General features: G+C 67.4%; 22 protein-coding genes. 8 read left to right on the top strand and 14 right to left on the bottom strand.

The window, feature by feature from the left end:
- Positions 1–79 precede the first annotated feature (79 nt).
- The 6 genes from F1599_RS24295 to F1599_RS24320 form a co-directional block, all read right to left on the bottom strand.
- Entirely contained in the window at positions 80–970 is an 891-nt protein-coding gene (locus tag F1599_RS24295) for an NAD-dependent protein deacetylase (RefSeq protein ID WP_223819864.1), read from the bottom strand.
- Between the two features lie 5 nt (positions 971–975).
- Positions 976–1,167 carry an oxidoreductase-like domain-containing protein gene (locus tag F1599_RS24300; protein ID WP_226109137.1) on the bottom strand — a complete coding sequence of 64 codons (192 nt, stop codon included), beginning with the start codon at positions 1,165–1,167 and terminating at the stop codon, positions 976–978.
- A 136-nt stretch (positions 1,168–1,303) separates the two neighbouring features.
- Positions 1,304–2,290, bottom strand: a complete 987-nt coding sequence (locus tag F1599_RS24305; protein ID WP_255650876.1) for a Bug family tripartite tricarboxylate transporter substrate binding protein — start codon at positions 2,288–2,290, stop codon at positions 1,304–1,306.
- A gap of 264 nt (positions 2,291–2,554) precedes the next feature.
- Positions 2,555–3,640: a phosphotransferase gene (locus tag F1599_RS24310; RefSeq protein ID WP_149319352.1), complete on the bottom strand. Its 1,086-nt coding sequence runs from the start codon at positions 3,638–3,640 to the stop codon at positions 2,555–2,557.
- 72 nt (positions 3,641–3,712) lie between these two features.
- Positions 3,713–4,492 carry an oxepin-CoA hydrolase, alternative type gene (locus F1599_RS24315; protein WP_149319351.1) on the bottom strand — a complete coding sequence of 260 codons (780 nt, stop codon included), beginning with the start codon at positions 4,490–4,492 and terminating at the stop codon, positions 3,713–3,715.
- 42 nt (positions 4,493–4,534) lie between these two features.
- Positions 4,535–6,058 carry a 3-hydroxyacyl-CoA dehydrogenase gene (locus F1599_RS24320; protein ID WP_150084786.1) on the bottom strand — a complete coding sequence of 508 codons (1,524 nt, stop codon included), beginning with the start codon at positions 6,056–6,058 and terminating at the stop codon, positions 4,535–4,537.
- 162 nt (positions 6,059–6,220) lie between these two features.
- Here F1599_RS24320 and F1599_RS24325 point away from each other — a divergent pair, with 162 nt between their 5' ends.
- Entirely contained in the window at positions 6,221–6,865 is a 645-nt protein-coding gene (locus F1599_RS24325) for a glutathione S-transferase (RefSeq protein WP_149319349.1), read from the top strand.
- Between the two features lie 206 nt (positions 6,866–7,071).
- Here F1599_RS24325 and F1599_RS24330 read toward each other — a convergent pair whose 3' ends face one another.
- Together F1599_RS24330 and F1599_RS24335 are read right to left on the bottom strand one after the other, a co-directional pair.
- Positions 7,072–8,235, bottom strand: a complete 1,164-nt coding sequence (locus F1599_RS24330; RefSeq protein ID WP_150084787.1) for a pyridoxal phosphate-dependent aminotransferase — start codon at positions 8,233–8,235, stop codon at positions 7,072–7,074.
- Between the two features lie 85 nt (positions 8,236–8,320).
- Positions 8,321–8,902: a putative toxin-antitoxin system toxin component, PIN family gene (locus F1599_RS24335; RefSeq protein WP_149319347.1), complete on the bottom strand. Its 582-nt coding sequence runs from the start codon at positions 8,900–8,902 to the stop codon at positions 8,321–8,323.
- A gap of 38 nt (positions 8,903–8,940) precedes the next feature.
- Between F1599_RS24335 and yaaA the strand changes: the two genes are divergently transcribed.
- Both yaaA and F1599_RS24350 read left to right on the top strand, forming a co-directional pair.
- Complete coding sequence (yaaA, locus tag F1599_RS24340; RefSeq protein WP_150084788.1) at positions 8,941–9,738, top strand: peroxide stress protein YaaA; 798 nt, start codon at positions 8,941–8,943, stop codon at positions 9,736–9,738.
- Positions 9,739–9,887: 149 nt separating this feature from the next.
- Positions 9,888–11,045, top strand: coding sequence for a M14 family metallopeptidase (locus F1599_RS24350; protein WP_149319345.1), 1,158 nt, complete (start codon positions 9,888–9,890; stop codon positions 11,043–11,045).
- A gap of 118 nt (positions 11,046–11,163) precedes the next feature.
- On the opposite strand, the gene F1599_RS24355 is transcribed toward F1599_RS24350, so the two are convergent.
- The 3 genes from F1599_RS24355 to F1599_RS24365 form a co-directional block, all read right to left on the bottom strand.
- Positions 11,164–11,991: a BspC domain-containing protein gene (locus F1599_RS24355; RefSeq protein ID WP_395897093.1), complete on the bottom strand. Its 828-nt coding sequence runs from the start codon at positions 11,989–11,991 to the stop codon at positions 11,164–11,166.
- Between the two features lie 234 nt (positions 11,992–12,225).
- A complete protein-coding gene (locus F1599_RS24360; RefSeq protein ID WP_150084790.1) occupies positions 12,226–13,107 on the bottom strand; it encodes an N-formylglutamate amidohydrolase in 882 nt (293 codons plus the stop codon).
- A gap of 25 nt (positions 13,108–13,132) precedes the next feature.
- Positions 13,133–14,119 (bottom strand): Bug family tripartite tricarboxylate transporter substrate binding protein, encoded by a 987-nt coding sequence (locus F1599_RS24365; protein WP_149319342.1) that lies wholly within the window; start codon positions 14,117–14,119, stop codon positions 13,133–13,135.
- Positions 14,120–14,317: 198 nt separating this feature from the next.
- Between F1599_RS24365 and gcvA the strand changes: the two genes are divergently transcribed.
- The gene (gene gcvA, locus F1599_RS24370; protein ID WP_064573152.1) at positions 14,318–15,220 is read left to right on the top strand and encodes a transcriptional regulator GcvA; all 903 of its coding nucleotides are present in this window, start codon (positions 14,318–14,320) and stop codon (positions 15,218–15,220) included.
- Between the two features lie 16 nt (positions 15,221–15,236).
- Here gcvA and F1599_RS24375 read toward each other — a convergent pair whose 3' ends face one another.
- From F1599_RS24375 to F1599_RS24385, 3 genes are all read right to left on the bottom strand, one after another.
- A complete protein-coding gene (locus tag F1599_RS24375; RefSeq protein ID WP_149319341.1) occupies positions 15,237–16,412 on the bottom strand; it encodes a vWA domain-containing protein in 1,176 nt (391 codons plus the stop codon).
- 100 nt (positions 16,413–16,512) lie between these two features.
- A complete protein-coding gene (locus F1599_RS24380; protein WP_149319340.1) occupies positions 16,513–17,118 on the bottom strand; it encodes a GNAT family N-acetyltransferase in 606 nt (201 codons plus the stop codon).
- A gap of 69 nt (positions 17,119–17,187) precedes the next feature.
- A complete protein-coding gene (locus F1599_RS24385) occupies positions 17,188–18,078 on the bottom strand; it encodes an AAA family ATPase (RefSeq protein ID WP_149319339.1) in 891 nt (296 codons plus the stop codon).
- 324 nt (positions 18,079–18,402) lie between these two features.
- Here F1599_RS24385 and F1599_RS24390 point away from each other — a divergent pair, with 324 nt between their 5' ends.
- From F1599_RS24390 to F1599_RS24405, 4 genes are all read left to right on the top strand, one after another.
- A complete protein-coding gene (locus F1599_RS24390; RefSeq protein ID WP_006578948.1) occupies positions 18,403–18,750 on the top strand; it encodes a c-type cytochrome in 348 nt (115 codons plus the stop codon).
- 11 nt (positions 18,751–18,761) lie between these two features.
- Positions 18,762–19,160 (top strand): c-type cytochrome, encoded by a 399-nt coding sequence (locus tag F1599_RS24395; protein WP_149319338.1) that lies wholly within the window; start codon positions 18,762–18,764, stop codon positions 19,158–19,160.
- Between the two features lie 77 nt (positions 19,161–19,237).
- Entirely contained in the window at positions 19,238–19,546 is a 309-nt protein-coding gene (locus F1599_RS24400) for a DUF4160 domain-containing protein (RefSeq protein ID WP_223819862.1), read from the top strand.
- A 4-nt stretch (positions 19,547–19,550) separates the two neighbouring features.
- Positions 19,551–19,805 carry a DUF2442 domain-containing protein gene (locus F1599_RS24405; RefSeq protein WP_150084791.1) on the top strand — a complete coding sequence of 85 codons (255 nt, stop codon included), beginning with the start codon at positions 19,551–19,553 and terminating at the stop codon, positions 19,803–19,805.
- Positions 19,806–19,829 lie beyond the last annotated feature (24 nt).

Here is a 19,829-nt window from a genome sequence, read left to right on the forward strand (position 1 = left end):
ACCGAATTGGTGTCTCAACTGTCGGTGGTTTACGGCCGTTTCTGATTTGCGACTTATTCGTATCGAAATTGCTGCGAAGTCAGGCGGCGATGTTGCGCAGCGCGGCGTCCAGGCGCGTCAGCGTGGCGCCGCAGGGCGCGGCGATCTTCATGGTCAGCAGGGGATCGGCGCGGGTGCGGCCGAGATTGATCGCGACGACCGGCTTGCCGGCCTGCGCAGCGGCGACGCAGAAGCGGTATCCGGAAAAGACCATCAGCGAGGAGCCCACGACCAGCAGCGCGTCGGCGCGCTGCAATGCCTCGTGGACCGCGGCCACGCGATCGCGCGGCACCGAATCGCCGAAGAACACCACGTCGGGTTTGATGATGCCGGCGCAGCGGCGGCAATGCGGCACGGTGAAGCCGTGCAGGTCGTCGGGCTCGAGATGCGCGTCGCCATCGGCCGACGGCACGGCCGACAGGCCGGCAATGGCCGGGTTGGCCGCTTCGAGTTCGTGCTGGATGTCGGCGCGGGCGTGACGTTCGCCGCAGGACAGGCAGACGACCGAACTCAGGCTGCCATGCAGCTCGATCACGCCGGTGCTGCCCGCCGCCTGGTGCAGGCCGTCGACGTTCTGCGTGACCAGCGCCTCCACGTGCCCGGCCTGTTGCAGGCGGGCCAGCGCGCGGTGGGCGTCGTTGGGCAAGGCGCGCGACATGAGCGGCCAGCCCACCATGCTGCGCGCCCAATAGCGCTGGCGGCGCGCGTGCGATTCGAGAAATTCGCGATGCTGGATCGGCGTGCTCGCACGCCAGTTGCCATCGGCATCGCGATAGCCGGGGATGCCCGAATCGGTGCTGATGCCGGCGCCGGTCAGCACCAGCAGGCGCGGGTGCCGGCGTACGAGGCCGATCAGCGCGTCGTCGTCGCCATGCGGCGGACCGTCGACCGCGATCGGCGCGGCAGCGCCCGGCGTCGCCGCGGTGGTCATGGCCGTCACGGCGAGGGCGCCTCCTCGGGATGCCGCGCCAGCCAGGCGCGCAGTTCCTGGCGGTAGCGCTCCATTTCCTCGTAATAGAAATCGAAGATGCAGGGGCTGCAGCCGCTCCCGCAACAGGCGTCGTCGTCGGGCCGGTTGGGCGGCAGCGGGCGGGGATCGTCGTGAGAGTGAGGGGAGGGGGCGGACACAGCGGCGGACAAGGTGGCGGACAGCGTGAACCGGTCAAAATCGATAGCAACGGCCAGTATACGCTTGCCGCCTGGGCCACGCCCGGGCTCATCCGGGCCGGGAGGAGAGTGCCGAAAGCCTCCCGGCTGGCCGCCGTCAGTCCAGCTTGATGCCCGCCTGCTTGACCACCGCGGCCCAGCGCGTCTTCTCGGCCGCGAAGAAGCGGTTGGTCTCGGCGGGCGTCATCGTCACCACCTCGGCGCCCTGGCCGGCCAGCTGCGCGCGCACCTCCGGCGAACGGATGATGCGCACCAGCTCGGCGTTCAGGCGCGTCACCGCGGCGTCCGGCATCCTGGCCGGCGCCATCACGCCCTGCCAGGTGCCCGATTCGAAATTGGCGACGCCCTGTTCGGCGATGGTCGGCAGATTGCCCACCAGCGGCATGCGGGTGCGCTTGGACACCGCGATCGCCTTCAGCTTGCCGCTCTGCACATGCGGCAGCGTCGCCAGCATGCCGTTCATCAGCACCTGCGCGGTGCCGCCGACGGTATCGGCAATCGCCTGCGCGCCACCCTTGTACGGCACGTATTGCCATTTGGCGCCGGTGGCTTGCTGCACAGCCACGCCGGCCAGATGCGGGGCGCTGCCGATCGCGGTGACGGCGAAATTCAGCTCGCCGCGCTTGGACATCTCGACCAGGTCCTTCAGCGTATTGGCCTGCACCGACGGGTTGACCACCAGCATGTGCGGCGAATAGGCCAGCATGCCGACGCCCTTCAGGTCCTTGGCCGGATCGAAGGTCAGCTTGGTGTAGACCGACGGGCTGATCGCCAGCGCGCCGACATCGCACAACAGCAGCGTGTGGTTGTCGCCGCCGGACTGCGCCACGAAGGCGGCGCCGACATTGCCGTTGGCGCCCGGACGGTTGTCGACCACGACGGGCTGGCCCAGTGCCTCGCCCAGCTGCTTGCTGATCAGCCGCGCGATGATGTCCGACGAGCCGCCAGCGGGATAGGGCACCACCAGCCGGATCGGGCGATTCGGCCAGGTATCGGCGGCAAGGGCGGGGGCCGCCAGCGGGGCGGCGGCAGCGGCGAGGGCGGCGGTGGAGGCCAGTCTGAGGAAGCGGCGGCGTGCGTGCATGATGTCTCCGGAACGAGTTATTTGTCAGTCGTCATACAACAATGGTCGCCATCATAAGAGCCGGAATGCCAGGCCGTCTAGCGGTTGAGACCGGATTTTTTGCCCGATTCAGGGAAATCCCGGAGGTGGTAGCGCCGGCTCGGGTTATATGTCATCGGACAATGTGGCGGATGCTTCGAGCCGATGGCGCACAAAGAAAAAGGGCTGGCGCGGCTCGTCGCCGCGCCAGCCCTTGTCGGGCCCAGCCTGGGTCGTACGTACCGCTCAGGCGATCCGCTGCTTCGCCTTCTGCGCGTACTGCCAGCCCATCTCGGCCATCGGGCGGGCCCGCCGGCCGGCGTCGACCGCCTGCGCCGACGATGCCGTGCCGTCGACCACGCGCTTGGCGATGCCCTGCAGGATGCCGGCGATGCGGAACATGCTGAAGGCCAGGTAGAAGTTCCAGTCGCCGGTGATCTGGCGTCCGGTGCGCTGCTCGTACATGCGGCGGTAGGTCGCCTCGTCGGGAATGCCGAGCGCGGCGTAGTCGAGCCCGGCGATGCCGCGGAACTGGCCCGGCGCGATATGCCAGCTCATGCAGTGGTAGCCGAAGTCGGCCATCGGATGGCCGAGCGTCGACAGCTCCCAGTCCAGCACCGCCAGCACGCGCGGCTCGGTGGGGTGGAACATCAGGTTGTCAAGCCGGTAGTCGCCATGGACGATGCTGGTCAGGTCCTGGTCTTCTTCCGGGATATGGTGCGGCAGCCAGTCCATCAGCGCGTCCATCGCGTCGATCTTCTCGGTCTCGGACAGCTTGTACTGCTTGGTCCAGCGCTCGATCTGGCGCGCGAAGTAATTGCCCGGCTTGCCGTAGTCGCCCAGCCCGATGGCCTGGTAGTCGACGGTATGCATCGCGGCGATGACGCGGTTCATCTCGTCGTAGATCGCGGCGCGTTCGCTCGGGCTCATGCCCGGCAGCGACTGGTCCCACAGCACGCGGCCGTTGACGTACTCCATGATGTAGAAGGCGCGCCCGATCACGGCCTCGTCCTCGCACAGCGCGTACATGCGCGCGACCGGCACGTCGGTGTTCGCCAGCGCCGCCATCACGCGGTACTCGCGCTCGATCGCGTGCGCCGACGGCAGCAGCTTCGACTTCGGTCCCGGCTTGGCGCGCATCACGTAGGTGCGGCCCGGCGTGATCAGCTTGAAGGTGGGGTTGGACTGGCCGCCCTTGAACTGCTCGACCGTCAGCGGCCCGGCGAAATCCTCGACATGGTCGCGCAGCCAGGCTTCGAGCGCGGCGGTATCGAAGCGCTGCTGCTCGGCGACCGGGCGCGTGCCCTCGAACTGGGAAAGATTGCTGCTCATGCTGTCTCCGGTATCTTTTTTATCGGGATCGGTGCGGGTGGGACCGCGGTCGGCCGCGCTGGGCCGTGGGCTTCAACGATAGGTCGGCTTGCGCTTCTCCAGGAAGGCGCTGATGCCTTCGCCGCCGTCGGGGTGATGCAGCGCGGCGACGAAGTTCTCGCGCTCCTGCGCCAGATGCGCGTTCAGCGACAGCGTGCCGGCCTGGTTGATCAGCCCCTTGATGCGGCCCATCGCGTGCGAGGACTGCGCGGCCAGCGACTGGCCCAGGCGCAGCGCTTCGTTCAGCGCCTCGCCCGGCTCGGTCACGCGGTTGACCAGGCCGAACTGCGCGAGCCGCTGCGCGTCGACGGTCTTGCCTTCGATCAGCAGCTCGGAGGCCAGCTGGCGCGGCAGCGCGCGTGCCAGCTCATACGAGCCGCCGCCGTCGGGCGTCAGGCCGACCTTGACGTAGGCCATCACGAACTTGGCATTGCTGGCCGCCACCACGAAGTCGCAGGCCAGCACCAGCGAGAAGCCCGCGCCCGCGGCCGCGCCCTCGACGGCCGCGATGATCGGCTTCGGAAAGGCATGCAGGCTTTCGATCCAGGCATGCAGCATCGTGATGCTGTCGGCCTGCACCTGCGGCGGCTGCGCGCGATTGCCGAGCAGCCGGTTCAGGTTGCCGCCGGCGCAGAACATGCCGTCGGCGCCGGTCAGCACCACCGCGCGGATGCCGCTGTCCTGCTCGGCCGCCTGCAGCGCTTCCCTGGTCGCGAGGTAGATCTCCGGGCCGAGCGCATTGCGCATTTCCGGATTGGAGATGGTCAGCACCAGCGTCGCATCGACGCGTTCGGACAGCAGTTGGGCAGGCATGGCGGCTCGGTGGTGTGATGGAAGGGAAGGGGCCGGGGAGCGTCAGGCTTCCTCGGTCAGCAGCGACAGGCCCAGGCTGGCACGGCGCCACAGCCACGGGCTCGGGCGATAGCGCATGTCGCCGGTCAGCCGCTCCATATTGCGCAGCACCTCGAGCACCAGCTGCGGGCCGATCGCATCGCCCAGCGCCAGCGGGCCCTTCGGATAGCCCAGGCCCAGGTTGACGGCGAGGTCGATGTCCGACGGCGTCGCGATGCGCTGCTGCGCGATATCGGAGGCGATATTGACGATGCACGAGACGATGCGCTGGGCGACGAAGCCGGCCGAATCGCGGATCACCGTGACCGGCACGCCGTCGCTGGCGAACAGGCCGTGGGCGCAATCGCGCATGGCCGCGCTGGTGGCGGGCGTCGTCATCAGCGTGCGGCGCCTGGTGGCCTCGAACGGCAGCAGCGTGTCGATGGCAACCACGCGGCTGGCGTCCAGGCCCTGCTGCAGCGCGCAGGTGGTGGCATCCAACCCGAGCGGCGTGACGACGATCAGCGCATCGGCCGACGGTGCGTTGCCGCCCTCGGGCGTGACGCCCATCGCGGTCAGCAGCTTGACCACCATCGCATGGCCGCGCTCGCTGTCGCGGCTGACCCAGACGCTGGCCGGGCGCGCGCTGGGCGCCGGCGCGGCGGCGGGCAGCTGCTTCTGGCCATCGACATAGCGGTAGAAACCGGCGCCGGTCTTGCGGCCCAGCAGCCCGCCGACCTGGCGGATCGCCGTGATCGGCGACGGGCGGTAGCGCGGCTCCTGGTAGAACTGGTTGTAGATCGACTCCATCACCGGGTGCGAGACGTCGAGCCCGGTCAGGTCCATCAGCTCGAACGGGCCCATGCGGAAGCCCGCCTGCTCGCGCATGATCGCGTCGATGTCGGCGAACTCGGCGACGCCTTCCTGCGCGGCCTTCAGCCCTTCGATGTTCATGCCGCGGCCGGCATGGTTGACGATGAAGCCCGGCATGTCCTTGCAGCGCACCGGCGTATGGCCCATCCGGCGCGACAGCGCCATCAGCGCATCGCCGACCGCCGGATCGCCGGACAGGCCGTCGATCACCTCGACCACCTTCATCAGCGGCACCGGGTTGAAGAAGTGATAGCCGACGACGCGGCCCGGGTGCTTCGCGCCGACCGCGATCGCGGTGATCGACAGCGACGAGGTGTTCGACGCGATCACCGCGTCCGCACGCACGATGGCCTCGAGCTTGGCGACCAGCTCGCGCTTGACCTCGAGCCGCTCGACGATGGCCTCGAGCACCATGTCGCAATCGGCCATTTCCTCGAGCGCGCCGCACGGCTGCACGCGCGACAGCGTGGCGGCGGCATCGTCGCTGCTGATCTTGCCCTTGTCGGCGAGCTTGGCCAGCGTGTCCTGCAGATACTGGCGGGCGGCCGCGACGGCCTGGGGATTGGTGTCGAACAGGCGGACGGTCAGGCCGGCCTGCGCCGCGATCTGGGCAATGCCCCGGCCCATCGCGCCGGTGCCCACGATGCCGAGGGTGTCGATAGTCAAAGTGCTCATCGTGCTTCCAAAAAGTTGTGGTTAAATTAGCACGCTCGTGCGGTTTTTGCACTCGTTGCGTGAACACTGCCGCGCCGGCGCGTGCGCTGATCGGCCAAAAAAGCCGGGGCGCGGCCACCGATCCCGTCCGGGAGAACGCAGCACAACAAAGGAGACATACCCATGCTGAAGCTCTGCGGCTTTGCCGCCAGCAACTACTACAACAAGGTCAAGCTGGCGCTGCTGGAAAAGAATGTGCCGTTCGAGGAGGTGCTGGCCTGGATCGGCGAGACCGACCTGAACGCCTCGCCGCTGGGCAAGGTGCCGTACATCGTCGCGGACGGCGGCACGCTGTGCGAATCGGAGGTGATCGCCGAATACCTGGAGGCCGCCTATCCGCAGACCCCGCTGCTGCCGGCCGATCCGCTCGCCGCCGGCAAGGTGCGCGAACTGGTCACCTACATGGAACTGTATCTGGAACTGACCGCGCGGGAGCTTTATCCCGAGGCGTTTTTCGGCGGCAAGGTCAGCGATGGGGTCAAGGAGCGCCAGCACAAGCTGCTGACCCGCTACATTCCCGCCTTCGCCAGGCTGGCGAAGTTTTCACCATATATGGCCGGCGACACCTTCACGCTGGCCGACTGCGCCGCGGTGGTGCACCTGCCGCTGGTGTCGGCTTGCACCAAGATCATTTACGGCAGCGACATGCTGGCCGACCTGCCGGTCAAGGACTATCTGAAGCGCATGAGCGAGCGGCCGACGGTGCAGAAGGTCAACGCGGACCGCAAGACCAACACCGAGCTGATGCTGAGCCGGAACAAGCCGTAAGAGGGCGATCGCGGTTTGGAGCCCCCCTCTCCCCAACCCTCTCCCCCTGAGGGGAGAGGGAGAACTCCGCCGGGCCGGGCATTCGTTGCCGGTCCTTCGTAGCGCGCCGGTGTTCATAACCCTCGGTGTACTCCCTCTCCCGCTTGCGGGAGAGGGCCGGGGAGAGGGCAACGGGCGGTCGCATGGCGCAGACCGCCCGCCCTGCCTCACAGCTTGCGCAGCCGCTCCAAGGCCAGCGCCAGCGTCTCCTCCCGCTTGGCGAAGCAGAAGCGCACCACGCCGGATTCGCGCGGCTGCGAATAGAACGCCGATACCGGAATCGCCGCGACGCCGATCTCGCGCGTCAGCCACATCGCGAAATCCGCTTCGCTCATGTCCGAGATCGCCGAATAGTCGACGCACTGGAAATAGGTGCCGTCCGACGGCAGCAGCTTGAAGCGCGTATCGGCCAGTCCCGCACGGAAGTAATCGCGCTTGGCCTGGTAGAAGGCCGGCAATTCGAGATAGGGCGCGGGGTCGGCCATGTAGTCGGCCAGGCCGTGCTGCACCGGCGTGTTGACGGTGAACACATTGAACTGGTGGACCTTGCGGAATTCCGCCATCAGCGCGGCCGGCGCGGCGACATAGCCGACCTTCCAGCCGGTCACGTGATAGGTCTTGCCGAAGCTCGACACGACGAAGCTGCGCCGCGCCAGTTCCGGATGGCGCGCCACCGACTGATGCGCCTGGCCGTCGTAGACCATGTGCTCGTAGACCTCGTCCGACAGCAGCAGGATATCGGTGCCCGCCAGCAGCGCGGCCAGCTGGCGCATATCGTCCTCGCGCCAGATCGTGCCGGTCGGGTTGTGCGGCGTGTTGATCAGGATCATCCGCGTGCGCGGCGTGATCGCGGCCGCGAGGCGGTCGAACGGAATGCGGAAGTGCGGCGCGTCCAGCATCACCGGCACCGGCTTGCCGCCGGCCAGTTCGATCGCCGGCAGATAGCTGTCGTAGCACGGCTCCAGCACGATCACTTCGTCGCCCGGATGCACCGCGCACAGGATCGCGGTCAGCAGCGCCTGCGTCGCGCCCGCGGTCACCGTGATCTCGCTGTCGGCATCGTAGGCGCGGCCGTAGAGCCTGCCGATCTTGGCGGCGATGGCCTGGCGCAGGCTCGGCACGCCGGCCATCGGCGGATACTGGTTCAGGCCGCCCCGCATCGCGCGCGTGACCGCGTCGACGATCTTCGGATCGCAATCGAAGTCCGGAAACCCCTGGCCCAGATTGACCGCGTTCTTCTCGGCGGCGAGCGCCGACATCACGGTGAAGATGGTGGTGCCCACGTTGGGCAGGCGGGATGGGGGAGGGCTCAGCGGGGCGTCGGCGGACATGGCGTCAATCGTCAAATCGTCAAATGGTCGAACGTCAATCGGATGGCGGGGAGACGGGGTGGCAGGCTGGCAATCGGAGGCGATTCTAGCGTGCCGGCCGCGCGGCCAGCCAGGGCGCGAAGGCCTGCGGCGTCAATACCGCGACGCCGCTGCTGCGGCGCAGCCGGCCCGCCAGCTTGAGCACCGCCTTGTCCTTCGACACCAGGCATTCGGCGCCGGCGAAGTGCGCCAGCTCGATGAACTTCTGGTCGTCGCCGTCGCGGCAGCGCGGCAGCCGGATCGCTTCGGCCTGCGTCGGGCAGGGCGGTGCGACCGCGGTGGTCAGCCGGTCCACGGTCGCCAGCGCCTCGTCGATATCGACGTCGAAGCGCGCGAACTGCGGGTACGCCAGCACGCGGCGCAATTCCTCGCGGCAATCGGCGCGGATCAGCGGCGCGATGGCGCCGTCCCGCAGGGCCGTGCGGATCGGCTCGGCATGCGGATCGCGGAATACCAGCAGGTCGATCCAGACGTTGGAGTCCAGCACCACGCGGGGCGGGGAGGCGTCGTCGGGCGCTGCGTTCGGAAGCGCGGGCGCGGGGTTGGGTGCGACGCTGGGTCCTGTGGCGGACCCGGCGTTGGACCCGGCGTTGGACCCGATCGCGGGTCCGGTAGAGGGGTTGAGCATTCGTTACAATCGGAACTTTGTTTCTGCCGCATTCTGCCATGTTGATCGTTCTGTCGCCCGCCAAGTCGCTGGACTACGAGACGCCGCCCCGCGTCCGGCCTCCGCTCAATGCCAGCCACCTGCCGCGGCTGATCCCGCGTTCGGCGCAGCTGATCGAACGCCTGCGCGCGCTGTCGCCGCAGGAAATCGGCACGCTGATGGATATCTCGGACAAGCTCGCGGTGCTGAACGCGACCCGCTACGCCGACTGGTCGCCCAAATTCACCGCGCGCAACAGCAAGCCGGCGGCGCTGGCCTTCAACGGCGATGTCTACGAAGGGCTCGACGCCCCCAGCCTGTCCGACGACGACCTCGCCTTCGCGCAGCGCCATGTCCGCATCCTGTCGGGCCTGTACGGCGTGCTGCGGCCGCTGGACTGGATGCAGCCGTACCGCCTCGAGATGGGCACGCGGCTGGCCAACGAGGCCGGCAAGGACCTGTACGCGTTCTGGGGCGACGACGTGACGCAACTGCTGAACAAGGACCTCGCCGCGCTGAAGGGCGAGGGCGCGCCGACGCTGGTCAATCTGGCCTCCGAGGAATACTTCAAGGTCGTCCGTCCCAAGGTGCTGAACGCGCGCGTGATCACGCCGGTGTTCGAGGACTGGAAGGGCGGCCGCTACAAGATCATCTCGTTCCACGCCAAGCGCGCGCGCGGCACGATGGCGCGCTTCGCGGTGACCCGGCGCATCACCGAAGCGGCCGGCCTGAAGAAGTTCGCCGAAGACGGCTATGCCTACGACGCCAAGGCGTCCGACGCGGCGCGCTGGGTGTTCCGCCGCCGGCTGGAAGACTGACGCCGCGCGCGCGGGCGTCGGGCCGATGGCCACGCGCCGGGCCGGCCAACAACGCGGCCAACAACGCGGCCAACAACGCGGCCAATAACGCGGCCAATAACGCGGCCAACAACGCGGCCAACAACAAATTCGTCTTGCGAGGCTCAGACATGAAGACCGCAGCGCTGCATATCTCCAGCCGGTTCGATTCCGGCGCGATCGAAGTCGAGGCGCTGGACCGCGCCGACGATATCCGGCTGCGCATCCGCGCCGATTCGCATGCCGACTTCCGCCAGTGGTTCCATTTCGGGCTGCACGGCGCGGCCGGCCAGGCCTGCCGGCTGCAATTCCTGAACGCCGGCGATTGCACCTATCCGGACGGCTGGCGCGACTACCGGGCCGTGGCCTCGTACGACCGCGTGCAGTGGTTCCGCGTGCCGACCCGCTTCGACGGGCAGGTGATGACGGTCGAATTCACGCCGGCGCATGACAGCGTCTGGTTCGCCTATTTCGAGCCGTATCCCGAAGAGCGCCACCTGGCCCTGCTGGGCACCTGCCAGCGTTCGCCGCGCGCGCGGCTGACGCATCTGGGCAGCACGGTCCAGGGCCGCGCCATGACGGCGGTGACGATCGGTACGCCGGCAGACGGTGACAATGCCGGCCGCAAGACCATCTGGATGATCGCGCGCCAGCATCCCGGCGAAACCATGGCCGAATGGTTCATCGAGGGCGTGCTGCAGCGGCTGACCGGCACCGGCATCTGGGCCGGCGACGGCGTGGCCGAGCGGCTGCTGCAGAAGGCCGTCTTCCATATCGTGCCGAACATGAATCCGGACGGCTCGGCGCTGGGCAACCTGCGCACCAACGCCGCCGGCGCGAACCTGAACCGCGAGTGGATGGCGCCGAGCCTCGATACCAGCCCCGAGGTCTATCACGTGCGCCGCGCGATCGAGTCGACCGGCTGCGACCTGTTCTTCGACATCCACGGCGACGAGGGCCTGCCGTACAACTTCGTCGCCGGCAGCGAGATGCTGCCCAGTTTCACGGAGTCCCAGCGCGTCGCGCAGGCGCGCTTCGTCGAGGCGTTCAAGCGCGCCACGCCGGACTTCCAGGACGTGCATGGCTATGCGGCGAGCAAGTACAACGCCGATGCGCTGAAGCTGGCCTCCAAGTACATCGGCCACGCGTTCGGCTGCCTGTCGCTGACGCTGGAGATGCCGTTCAAGGACAACGCCGACCTGCCGCAGCCGGAGGTGGGCTGGAACGGCGCCCGCAGCGCGCTGCTGGGCGCGGCGATGCTGCAGGCGATCCTGGCGCAGCTGGATTGAGAAGCGCCGCCGCGGGATGCGGCGGCGATTCAGCGGCAAGTCGGCGCCAGTTCAGCGCCAAGTCGGCCGCATTACAGCGGCAAGTCAGCGGCAAGCGTGACGACGCAGCGCGGCAGCGTCAGCGCGACGACTTGCTGGTCTTCTTCGTCGATTTGCTGCTGGAGGAAGCGCCGGACTTCGCCGCGGCCTTCTTGGTGCCGCCCGACGATTTCGCCGATGCCGCGGTCTTGCCCGAGCGGCTCGACCTGGTCGCCTTCGCCTTGCGGCCCTTGGCCGTGGCGTTGCGCGGCGCCACGCTGACGGCGGGCTTGGCGGCCGGTTCGACGATGATGTCGCCGTCGTCGTCCAGCAGTTCGTAGGCCAGCATCATGCCGTCGTCATAGCCGCAACGGACCTTGACCGGGTCCCAGCGCGACTGGCCGTTGCGGCGATGCGCGGCGGCCGAGAAGGTCACCACCGAGGTCACCGGCACCGCCTGCTTGCCGCGCGAGAAGCGGCCTTCCCAGCTTTCGACCGAGGCCTGTCCCGACGCCAGCGCGCCCGTCGGGATGCGCAGCGCGTCGTAGGTCGCCGAGCGCGGCACCACCCAGCTCGCGTGCGCGGCGCAGTCGGCCACGTCCGCGCTGGCGTTCTCGCTGCGCATCAGCTGCTGGCGCATCTGCGCCCGGTATTCGGCCAGGCTGACGCGGCCGGTGGGCGGCAGCGTCACGGTCTTTGTCGGGGAGTTGTCGTTATCCGGCGGCGGTACCGCCTGCTTGTCGGAGTAGGAAGTCGCGCCGCGCGGTGCGGGCGCGGGGGCCTGCGGGGCGGGGCTGGCGGCGGGGGCCTGGGCCTGCTGGCCGGCGGTGTCGCCGGACTCGGAAGGCGCGGTGGCGCAGGCGGCCAGCATCAGGGCGGCGGCCGCGGCGGCGAGGGCGCGCAGCCGCATGGAAATTCGTCGGATCACGGGATCTGCTTGCTTCGGGGGCGAAGTGGTTGGCAAAAGACTGCCATGATAGAGGAAACCCTTTGCACAAAGTTCCTCGCGGCAGCCAACCTAGGGTCAGTCCCGAGCGCGGACAGGGCCCGATTTGGACCCGATCCGGCCTCGGTGCGAGCCCGGTCCGCTCCCTCGTGACGCCATTGCGGCGCCCTGGTGCAGCGAATCGCGCCGGGCCGATGCCGGCCCGGCGCTTGGCGCTTAACGCGTCGCCGCCAAACGGGCGAAGCGGTCGAGCTCGGCAAGCAGCGCGTTCAGGTTCTGCTTGAGCTTGTCGAAGCCCGCATTGCGGGTCAGCGCCACCTCGTCCATGTACAGCTTGCGATTGATCTCGAGCTGCAGGCTGTGGCGGCCGGCCTGGGGCTGGCCGACCACGCGCACGATCTCCACGCCCTTGTAGGGGTGGTTGCGCCAGACGTCGTAGCCCATTTCCTTCAGCACGCCCTCGACCAGGTCGGTGAAGCGCTTGTCGCAGGTGCTGCCGTCGCGGTCGCCCACCACGAAGTCCGGATGCTGCAGGCCCGGATGCTCGGTGGCGTATTGCGCCGCCTCGCTCGGCATCGAATGGCAGTTGATGTGCCACGCGCTGCCGTGCTCGGCGATCGCCCGGTCGGCCAGCTTCTGCAGCTGGGCGTAGTAGGGCAGGTAGTAGCGCTCGATGCGCGCCTGCACCTCGGCCACGCTCAGCTTGCGATCGTAGATCGCCTCGCCGGTGTCGAGCACACGCCAGACCAGGCCCTTGCCGAGCCGGGTCTTGGGCGTTTCCTGCATCGGGCCCGGCCAAGGAGCGTCGAGCAGGGCCTGGTCGATCTCCTCGATGCCGCGGTTGGCATCGAGGTAGCTGCGCGGAAAGCCCGCGCACAGCAGCGCGATGCCCTGCTTCGGCGCGTCGGCGTACAGCTCGTCGACGAAGGTGTCCTCGGCCTGGCGCAGCAGGTTCAGGGGCAGCCCGGCGGCGTAGCGGAAGTCCGCCGGGTAGGTGGTCGCGCTATGCGGCGAATCGAGAAAGAGCGGGCTGCTCTCGCCTTCCGGCAGCTGCAGGAAGTAAGGGCGCTCCGCGCTCTTTCGGTCTGCTTCGGTCATGATGCTTGCGGCTCGGTCTTGCGGCTTAGTCCATCGAGATCTTGGCGGCGGCGGCGATGCGCTTGTTCTTGGCCACTTCGTTCTTGATCTGCGTGGCGAAGTGCGCCGGCGTGTCGCCGACCGGGGTCGCGCCCAGCTTCTCGAACTTCTCCTTGACCTCGGGCATCGCCAGCACCTTGACGGTGGCGTCGTGCAGCCTGGTCTGGATGTCGGCCGGCAGCTTGGCCGGGGCGATCAGGCCGAACCACGACGAATCGTTGACCTCGGCCAGGCCCAGCTCGGCGAAGGTCGGCACGTTCGGCAGCGCGGCGACGCGCTTGGGCGCGGCCACGGCCAGCGCGCGCAGCTTGCCGCCCTGGATGAACGGCAGCGACGACGGCAGGTTGTCGAACAGGATCTGGACCTGGTTGGCCAGCGTGTCGTTCAGCGCCGGGCCGACGCCCTTGTACGGCACGTGCAGCAGTTCGGTCTTGCTGCTCAGCTTGAACAGCTCGCCCATCATGTGCGACACGCTGCCGTTGCCGGCCGAGCCGTAGGCCAGCTTGTTCGGCTGCGACTGCGCCAGCGCGATGAAGGCCTTCATGTCGTTTGCCTTGACCGACGGGTGGACGCTCATCACGTTCGGCACCGAGGCCAGGTTGGTGATGGTGGTGAAGTCCTTGGTCGCGTCGTACTGCAGGCGCGGGTAGATCGCCGGGTTGATGCCGTGGGTCGAGGCGGTGGCGATGCCGATGGTGTAGCCGTCCGGCGTGGCCTTGGCCAGGTAGCTGGTGCCGATGCTGCCGCCGGCGCCGCCGCGGTTGTCGACCACCACGGCCTGGCCCAGTTGCTGGCCCAGCTTGTCGGCGACGATGCGGGCGACGATGTCGGTGGTGCCGCCGGCCGGGAAGGGCACGACCAGCGTGATCGGCTTGGTCGGATACGAACCCTGCGCGGCAGCCTGGAACGACAGGCCGGCGGCCAGGGCGGCCGAGCCGGCAGCGATGAGGCGGAGCATGTTACGGCGTTGCATGAATGATCCTGAAAAGGGGGTCCAACACGGAAATGGGGGAGAAAGGGCGTCGGCAGGGCGCGCCCGTCGTTGCTGTGCTAGAAAGCCTCGTTGAGCTTTGCTTGCGATTCTGCGCAAATCTGCAAGAACCGTGCAAACGAATTAAAATCGCACGGTCATTCCATTTGGTCGTGAAGTCTGGGAAATCGAGGAAGTCGCATGCGGCGCCTATGCCCGTCGTTGACCGGGCTGCAGGCCTTCGAGGCCGCCGCCCGTCATCTCAGTTTTACGCTGGCCGCCCGCGAGCTCCATGTCACGCAGGGCGCGGTCAGCAAGCAGGTCCGCCAGCTCGAGTCGTCGCTGGGCGTGGATCTGTTCGAACGCGTCCGTCAGCGCCTGCTGCTGACCGATGCCGGCCGCCGCTATCTGGAGCGGATCCGGCCCAGCCTGCAGGAGATCGAGGCCGCCACCGTCGAGCTGGTGGCCAGCCAGGGCCGCGGCGGCACGCTGCATATCGCCAGCATGCCGACGCTGGGCGCCAAGTGGCTGATTCCGCGGCTGCCGCAGTTCTTCGAGCGCCATCCCGAGGTCACGCTGGAGTTCGTGCCGCACGCGCAGGGCTATGACTTCTCGCAGCCGGACCTGGACGCGGCGATCCGCTTCGGCGATGGCGTCTGGCCTGGCAGCCTGGCCGACTACATGACCGGCCGCGAGGTGTTGCCGGTGTGCCGGCCGGGTTTGCTGGCCAACGAGCCCAACGGCGTCGCCGCGTCGCCCCAGGCGCTGCTGAACTATCCGCTGCTGCACCATACGACGGTGCCGGAGGCCTGGTCCGACTGGCTGGGGGAACTGGGCGTGACCACGCGCGAGGCCTGGAGCGGTCCGCGCTTCGACCAGTTCTCGCTGCTGACCCAGGCGGCGCTGTCGGGGCTGGGCATCGCGCTGATCCCGCGCTGCCTGATCGAGCAGGAGCTGGCCAGCGGGGCGCTGGTGGTGGCGCACCCCGCGCGGGTGCTCAGCAAGAAGGGCTATTACCTGTGCTACCCGGAGCAGAAGCAGCACCTGCCGGCGCTGCAGACCTTCCGGCAGTGGCTGATGGAAGGGGTGGACGTGGTGGCGTGAGCGGGCGACGGCCGGCTTACTTCGACAGCACCTTCATCGCCTGCTCGAGCCCGGCGATGGTCACCGGATACATCCGCGCCTTCATGATCTGGTTGATCACCGAGATCGACTGGCGGTACTGCCACAGGCCTTCCGGCTCGGGATTGAGCCAGACGAAGCGCGGGAACTGGTCGATCAGCCGATTCAGCCAGACCGCGCCCGCCTCGGGATTGTTGTACTCGACCGAACCGCCCGGCTGCAGGATCTCGTACGGGCTCATGGTCGCGTCGCCGACGAAGATCACCTTGTAGTCGGGCGTGTACTTGTGGATCAGGTCCCAGGTGGCGATCTTCTCCGCGTGGCGGCGGCGGTTGTTCTTCCACACGTAGTCGTAGACGCAGTTGTGGAAGTAGTAGTACTCCAGGTGCTTGAACTCGGTCTTGGCCGCCGAGAACAGTTCCTCGACGCGCTTGATGTGGTCGTCCATCGAGCCGCCGACATCCATCAGCATCAGCACCTTGACCTTGTTGTGCCGCTCCGGGCGCAGCTTGATGTCGAGCAAGCCCGCGTTGGCCGCGGTCGAATGGATGGTGTCGTCCAGGTCCAGCTCGGTGTCGGCGCCTTCGCGCGCGAACCGGCGCAGCCGCCGCAGCGCGACCTTGATGTTGCGCGTGCCCAGCTCGACCTGATCGTCGTAGTCGCGATAGGCGCGCGTCTCCCATACCTTGATCGCGGTGCGGTTGCCCTTGGACGGGCCGCCGATGCGGATGCCCTCGGGGTTGTAGCCGCCGTGGCCGAACGGCGAGGTGCCGCCGGTGCCGATCCACTTGTTGCCGCCCTCGTGCTTTTCCTTCTGCTCTTCGAGCAGCTGCTTCAGGCGCTCCATCAGCTTGTCGAGCCCGCCCATCGCTTCGATCCTGGCCTTCTCCTCCGGAGACAGTTCGCGCTCCAGCGTCTTCTGCAGCCAGTCGAGCGGGATGTCGGACTTCCAGTCGACCAGGTTCTCGACGCCCTTGAAGTAGGCCGCGAAGGTCTGGTCGAACTTGTCGAAGTGCTTCTCGTCCTTGACCAGCGTCATGCGCGACAGGTAGTAGAACTCGTCGATCGACGGCGCGATCACCTGGGCCTTCAGTGCCTCCAGCATGGTCAGGTATTCCTTGACGGATACCGGCAGCTTGGCGTGCCGCAGCGAGAAGAAGAAGTCGATCAGCATGGCGGGTCTCGGTGTCGCGGTGGGCTGGCGGTGCGTGCGTTGCGCTCTGTGCGCGCTGTGTGTCGTGTGCGTGCGGTCGGTGCGATCGTGCACGCGGCGCTCAGCGCGGCATCTCCAGGCGGTAATGCAGATGGCGCTTCACCGTCGGCCATTCGCTGGCGATGATCGAGAAGACCACGGTGTCGCGCAGCGAGCCGTCGGGCATCACCTGATGGTTGCGCAGCACGCCGTCCTGCTTGGCGCCGAGCCGGGCGATCGCGGCGCGGCTCTGGTGGTTCATCCAGTGCGTGCGGAATTCGACCGCGATGCAGCGCAGCTGCTCGAAGGCATGCGCGAGCAACAGCAGCTTGCACTCGGTGTTGACCGCCGTGCGCTGCACACTCTGCGCATACCAGGTGTGGCCGATCTCGAGCCGCCGGTGGGTCTCGTCGACATTGAACATCCGCGTCGAGCCGACCACCGGACCGACCACGCCGTCCTGCACGCGCCGCACCACGAAGGGCATCGCGCCGAGGCGGTCGCGCTGGTCCAGCGCGGTGTCGATCCACGCGCGCATGCCGTCGGGCGTCGGCACCGAGGTGTACCACAGCTTCCACAGCTCGCCATCGCTCGCAGCCGCGCGCAGTTCGGTTTCATGCGCGGCGTCGAGCGGCTCGAGCATGACGTGCCGGCCTTCCAGCACGATCGGCGCGATCAGACGGGTCATCGGGGTTCCTGGCGAGGGTTGGAGGTTCGATGGTCGAGGTTCGCAGTTCGATGAAGGGCAGGGCGGCGTTCAGCGGTTGGCGCGGTTCATGAAGACCAGGCGCTCGAACAGATGCACGTCCTGCTCGTTCTTCAGCAGCGCGCCGTGCAGCGGCGGAATCGCGGCCTTCTTGTCCGGGCTGCGCAGCGCCTCGGGCGGAATGTCCTCGGCCATCAGCAGCTTGAGCCAGTCGATCAGCTCCGAGGTCGAGGGCTTCTTCTTCAGGCCCGGCAGGTTGCGCATCTCGTAGAACGCCTCGAGCGCGGCCGATACCAGTTCGCGCTTGATGCCCGGATAGTGGACGTCGACGATGCGCTGCATGGTGTCGGCGTCGGGGAACTTGATGTAGTGGAAGAAGCAGCGGCGCAGGAAGGCGTCCGGCAGTTCCTTCTCGTTGTTCGACGTGATGATGACCAGCGGACGATGTCTGGCGCGGATCAGTTCGCGCGTCTCGTAGACGTAGAACTCCATCCGGTCGATTTCGCGCAGCAGGTCGTTGGGGAATTCGATGTCCGCCTTGTCGATCTCGTCGATCAGCAGCACCACCGGCTCGTCGGACTCGAACGCCTGCCACAGCACGCCCTTGACGATGTAGTTGCGGATGTCGTGCACGCGGTCGTCGCCGAGCTGCGAGTCGCGCAGGCGGGACACCGCATCGTATTCGTACAGGCCCTGCTGCGCCTTGGTGGTCGACTTGATATGCCATTGCAGCAGCGGCATGCCCAGCGCGGCGGCGACTTCCTCGGCCAGCATGGTCTTGCCGGTGCCAGGCTCGCCCTTGATCAGCAGCGGACGCTGCAGCGTGCGCGCGGCGTTGACGGCGAGCTTCAGGTCGTCGGTGGCCACGTAGTGGGCGCTGCCCTCGAAGCGGGCGGAGGGGGCGGCAGAGGCGCCAGCGGCGGCTTGGGCGGTATCGGTCATGTCGCGTTCTGAGGCTTCGTTCGGGTCGGAATGGGCCAGTATAAAAGAGCTTTCCCGTTCGCGTGCGGCCATGGCGCCGCTCTATGGACTGCCGCGTGCCGCGTGCGGTACAATGCGCAGGTTTGACGCGCCCCCACGTCCATCCTCCTTCCCCGGCCGCCCACGTCGCACCCTGGCGGCCCTGGTCGGGAAGCGGCGATCACGAAAGAATGGCCGGCATGACGGTCGATGCGCACGGCCCCGGCCGTGCATTCGGCGGGAGTTCCATGTCTGGCCGCTCGGGCAGGTCACGCAGGGTTCAATCCTTCCAATCCGACTACGACAATGAAAAAGCTCCTCACGATGGTGGTGCTGGGCGCCGCCGCGACGGCAGCGCAGGCCCAGGAAGTCAAGGGCAATGTGGAGGCAGCCCGGGACAAGGTGGCGATGTGTATCGGCTGCCACGGAATTCCGGGATATCGGGCTTCGTTTCCCGAGGTGTACGAAGTGCCGATGATCGGGGGCCAGAGCGCGAAGTACATCGCGAACGCGCTGCAGGAGTACAAGAAGGGCGGCCGCAAGCATCCGACCATGCGTGGCATCGCGGCGACGCTGAGCGACCAGGATATCGCCGACGTGGCTGCGTACTACGCGCAGCAGAAGCGCGATACCCGCGACAATCCGCAGAAGTGAGAGGACTCGACATGAAGACGCTCAAGACGCTCTCGTTCGCGCTCGGCGCACTCGTGCTGGGTGCCTCGGCGATGTCGGCCTCCGCCGCCGACATCGAAGCCGGCAAGGCCCTGGTGCAGAAGGGCAATTGCGCCGCCTGCCACGGCGCCGACATGAATTCCCCGATAGCGCCGGACTATCCGAAGCTGGCCGGCCAGCACGCCGGCTACCTGTATCACGCGCTGGTCGCCTACCAGGTCCACGGCAACCCGCAGGTCGGCCGCTCCAACGCGATCATGCAGGGCCAGGTCAACGCCAACCCCGGCGTGCTCGGCAAGGACGGCAAGCCCCGCCCCTTCACGCGGCAGGAGCTGAAGAACATCGCCGCCTATCTGGAATCGCTGCCGGGCGATCTGGTGTTGAAGAGGTAAGGCAGCCTACCGCCGTCAAAAAGCCGCTTCCTTCGAGGCGGCTTTTTTTATATCTTCGGCATGGACCGATCGAAGGCATGATGACCCCGCAATACGATGATGCTCCCTCAACAGCGGGAGCCAATGTGCCAACCCTCAGCATATTTTTCGGGATCGTGATCACGATGTATTGGCGTGACCACGAACCGGCCCATTTCCATGCGCGCTATGGCGACGCCGAAGCGATCATCCGAATCGATACGCTTGAGGTTATCGCCGGGTCGCTCCCTCGGCGTGCGCTTGCACTGGTATTGGAATGGGCGTCGGCGCATCGAACCGAATTGGCCGAAGATTGGCGGCTTTGCAGAAATCACGAAATGCCAAAGCCCATTCCGCCCCTGGAGTAATGCAATGGTTGCGTGGCACGTCACCCGTCTGGCTGTCCTGCCAAATCATCGACTGGACGTTGAATTCGCCGATGGCACGCGCGGAATCGTGGATATGTCGCGCGATGATTTCCATGGCGTGTTTGCCCCGTTGGCTGATGAGACCTATTTCGCCAGGGCCTCCATTGCGGATGGCGCGGTGGTATGGCCAAACGGGGTCGATATCGCCCCGGATGCGATGTACGAGGAAGTGACGGGGCGCCCGTTGATCCGATCGTAGGGGCCCGTCGGGCGAGTGGCGGCG

Source organism: Cupriavidus cauae (assembly GCF_008632125.1).
Classification (GTDB): Bacteria; Pseudomonadota; Gammaproteobacteria; order Burkholderiales; family Burkholderiaceae; genus Cupriavidus; species Cupriavidus cauae.

Excerpts from the sequence above, each read along its gene's own strand:
- F1599_RS24295 (WP_223819864.1), bottom strand. The coding sequence starts at position 970 with ATGACCACCGCGGCGACGCCGGGCGCTGCCGCGCCGATCGCGGTCGAC.
- F1599_RS24305 (WP_255650876.1), bottom strand. The coding sequence starts at position 2,290 with ATGCACGCACGCCGCCGCTTCCTCAGACTGGCCTCCACCGCCGCCCTC.
- F1599_RS24310 (WP_149319352.1), bottom strand. The coding sequence starts at position 3,640 with ATGAGCAGCAATCTTTCCCAGTTCGAGGGCACGCGCCCGGTCGCCGAG.
- F1599_RS24315 (WP_149319351.1), bottom strand. The coding sequence starts at position 4,492 with ATGCCTGCCCAACTGCTGTCCGAACGCGTCGATGCGACGCTGGTGCTG.
- F1599_RS24320 (WP_150084786.1), bottom strand. The coding sequence starts at position 6,058 with ATGAGCACTTTGACTATCGACACCCTCGGCATCGTGGGCACCGGCGCG.
- F1599_RS24325 (WP_149319349.1), top strand. The coding sequence starts at position 6,221 with ATGCTGAAGCTCTGCGGCTTTGCCGCCAGCAACTACTACAACAAGGTC.
- F1599_RS24330 (WP_150084787.1), bottom strand. The coding sequence starts at position 8,235 with ATGTCCGCCGACGCCCCGCTGAGCCCTCCCCCATCCCGCCTGCCCAAC.
- F1599_RS24335 (WP_149319347.1), bottom strand. The coding sequence starts at position 8,902 with ATGCTCAACCCCTCTACCGGACCCGCGATCGGGTCCAACGCCGGGTCC.
- yaaA (WP_150084788.1), top strand. The coding sequence starts at position 8,941 with ATGTTGATCGTTCTGTCGCCCGCCAAGTCGCTGGACTACGAGACGCCG.
- F1599_RS24350 (WP_149319345.1), top strand. The coding sequence starts at position 9,888 with ATGAAGACCGCAGCGCTGCATATCTCCAGCCGGTTCGATTCCGGCGCG.
- F1599_RS24360 (WP_150084790.1), bottom strand. The coding sequence starts at position 13,107 with ATGACCGAAGCAGACCGAAAGAGCGCGGAGCGCCCTTACTTCCTGCAG.
- F1599_RS24365 (WP_149319342.1), bottom strand. The coding sequence starts at position 14,119 with ATGCAACGCCGTAACATGCTCCGCCTCATCGCTGCCGGCTCGGCCGCC.
- gcvA (WP_064573152.1), top strand. The coding sequence starts at position 14,318 with ATGCGGCGCCTATGCCCGTCGTTGACCGGGCTGCAGGCCTTCGAGGCC.
- F1599_RS24375 (WP_149319341.1), bottom strand. The coding sequence starts at position 16,412 with ATGCTGATCGACTTCTTCTTCTCGCTGCGGCACGCCAAGCTGCCGGTA.
- F1599_RS24380 (WP_149319340.1), bottom strand. The coding sequence starts at position 17,118 with ATGACCCGTCTGATCGCGCCGATCGTGCTGGAAGGCCGGCACGTCATG.
- F1599_RS24385 (WP_149319339.1), bottom strand. The coding sequence starts at position 18,078 with ATGACCGATACCGCCCAAGCCGCCGCTGGCGCCTCTGCCGCCCCCTCC.
- F1599_RS24390 (WP_006578948.1), top strand. The coding sequence starts at position 18,403 with ATGAAAAAGCTCCTCACGATGGTGGTGCTGGGCGCCGCCGCGACGGCA.
- F1599_RS24395 (WP_149319338.1), top strand. The coding sequence starts at position 18,762 with ATGAAGACGCTCAAGACGCTCTCGTTCGCGCTCGGCGCACTCGTGCTG.
- F1599_RS24400 (WP_223819862.1), top strand. The coding sequence starts at position 19,238 with ATGATGACCCCGCAATACGATGATGCTCCCTCAACAGCGGGAGCCAAT.
- F1599_RS24405 (WP_150084791.1), top strand. The coding sequence starts at position 19,551 with ATGGTTGCGTGGCACGTCACCCGTCTGGCTGTCCTGCCAAATCATCGA.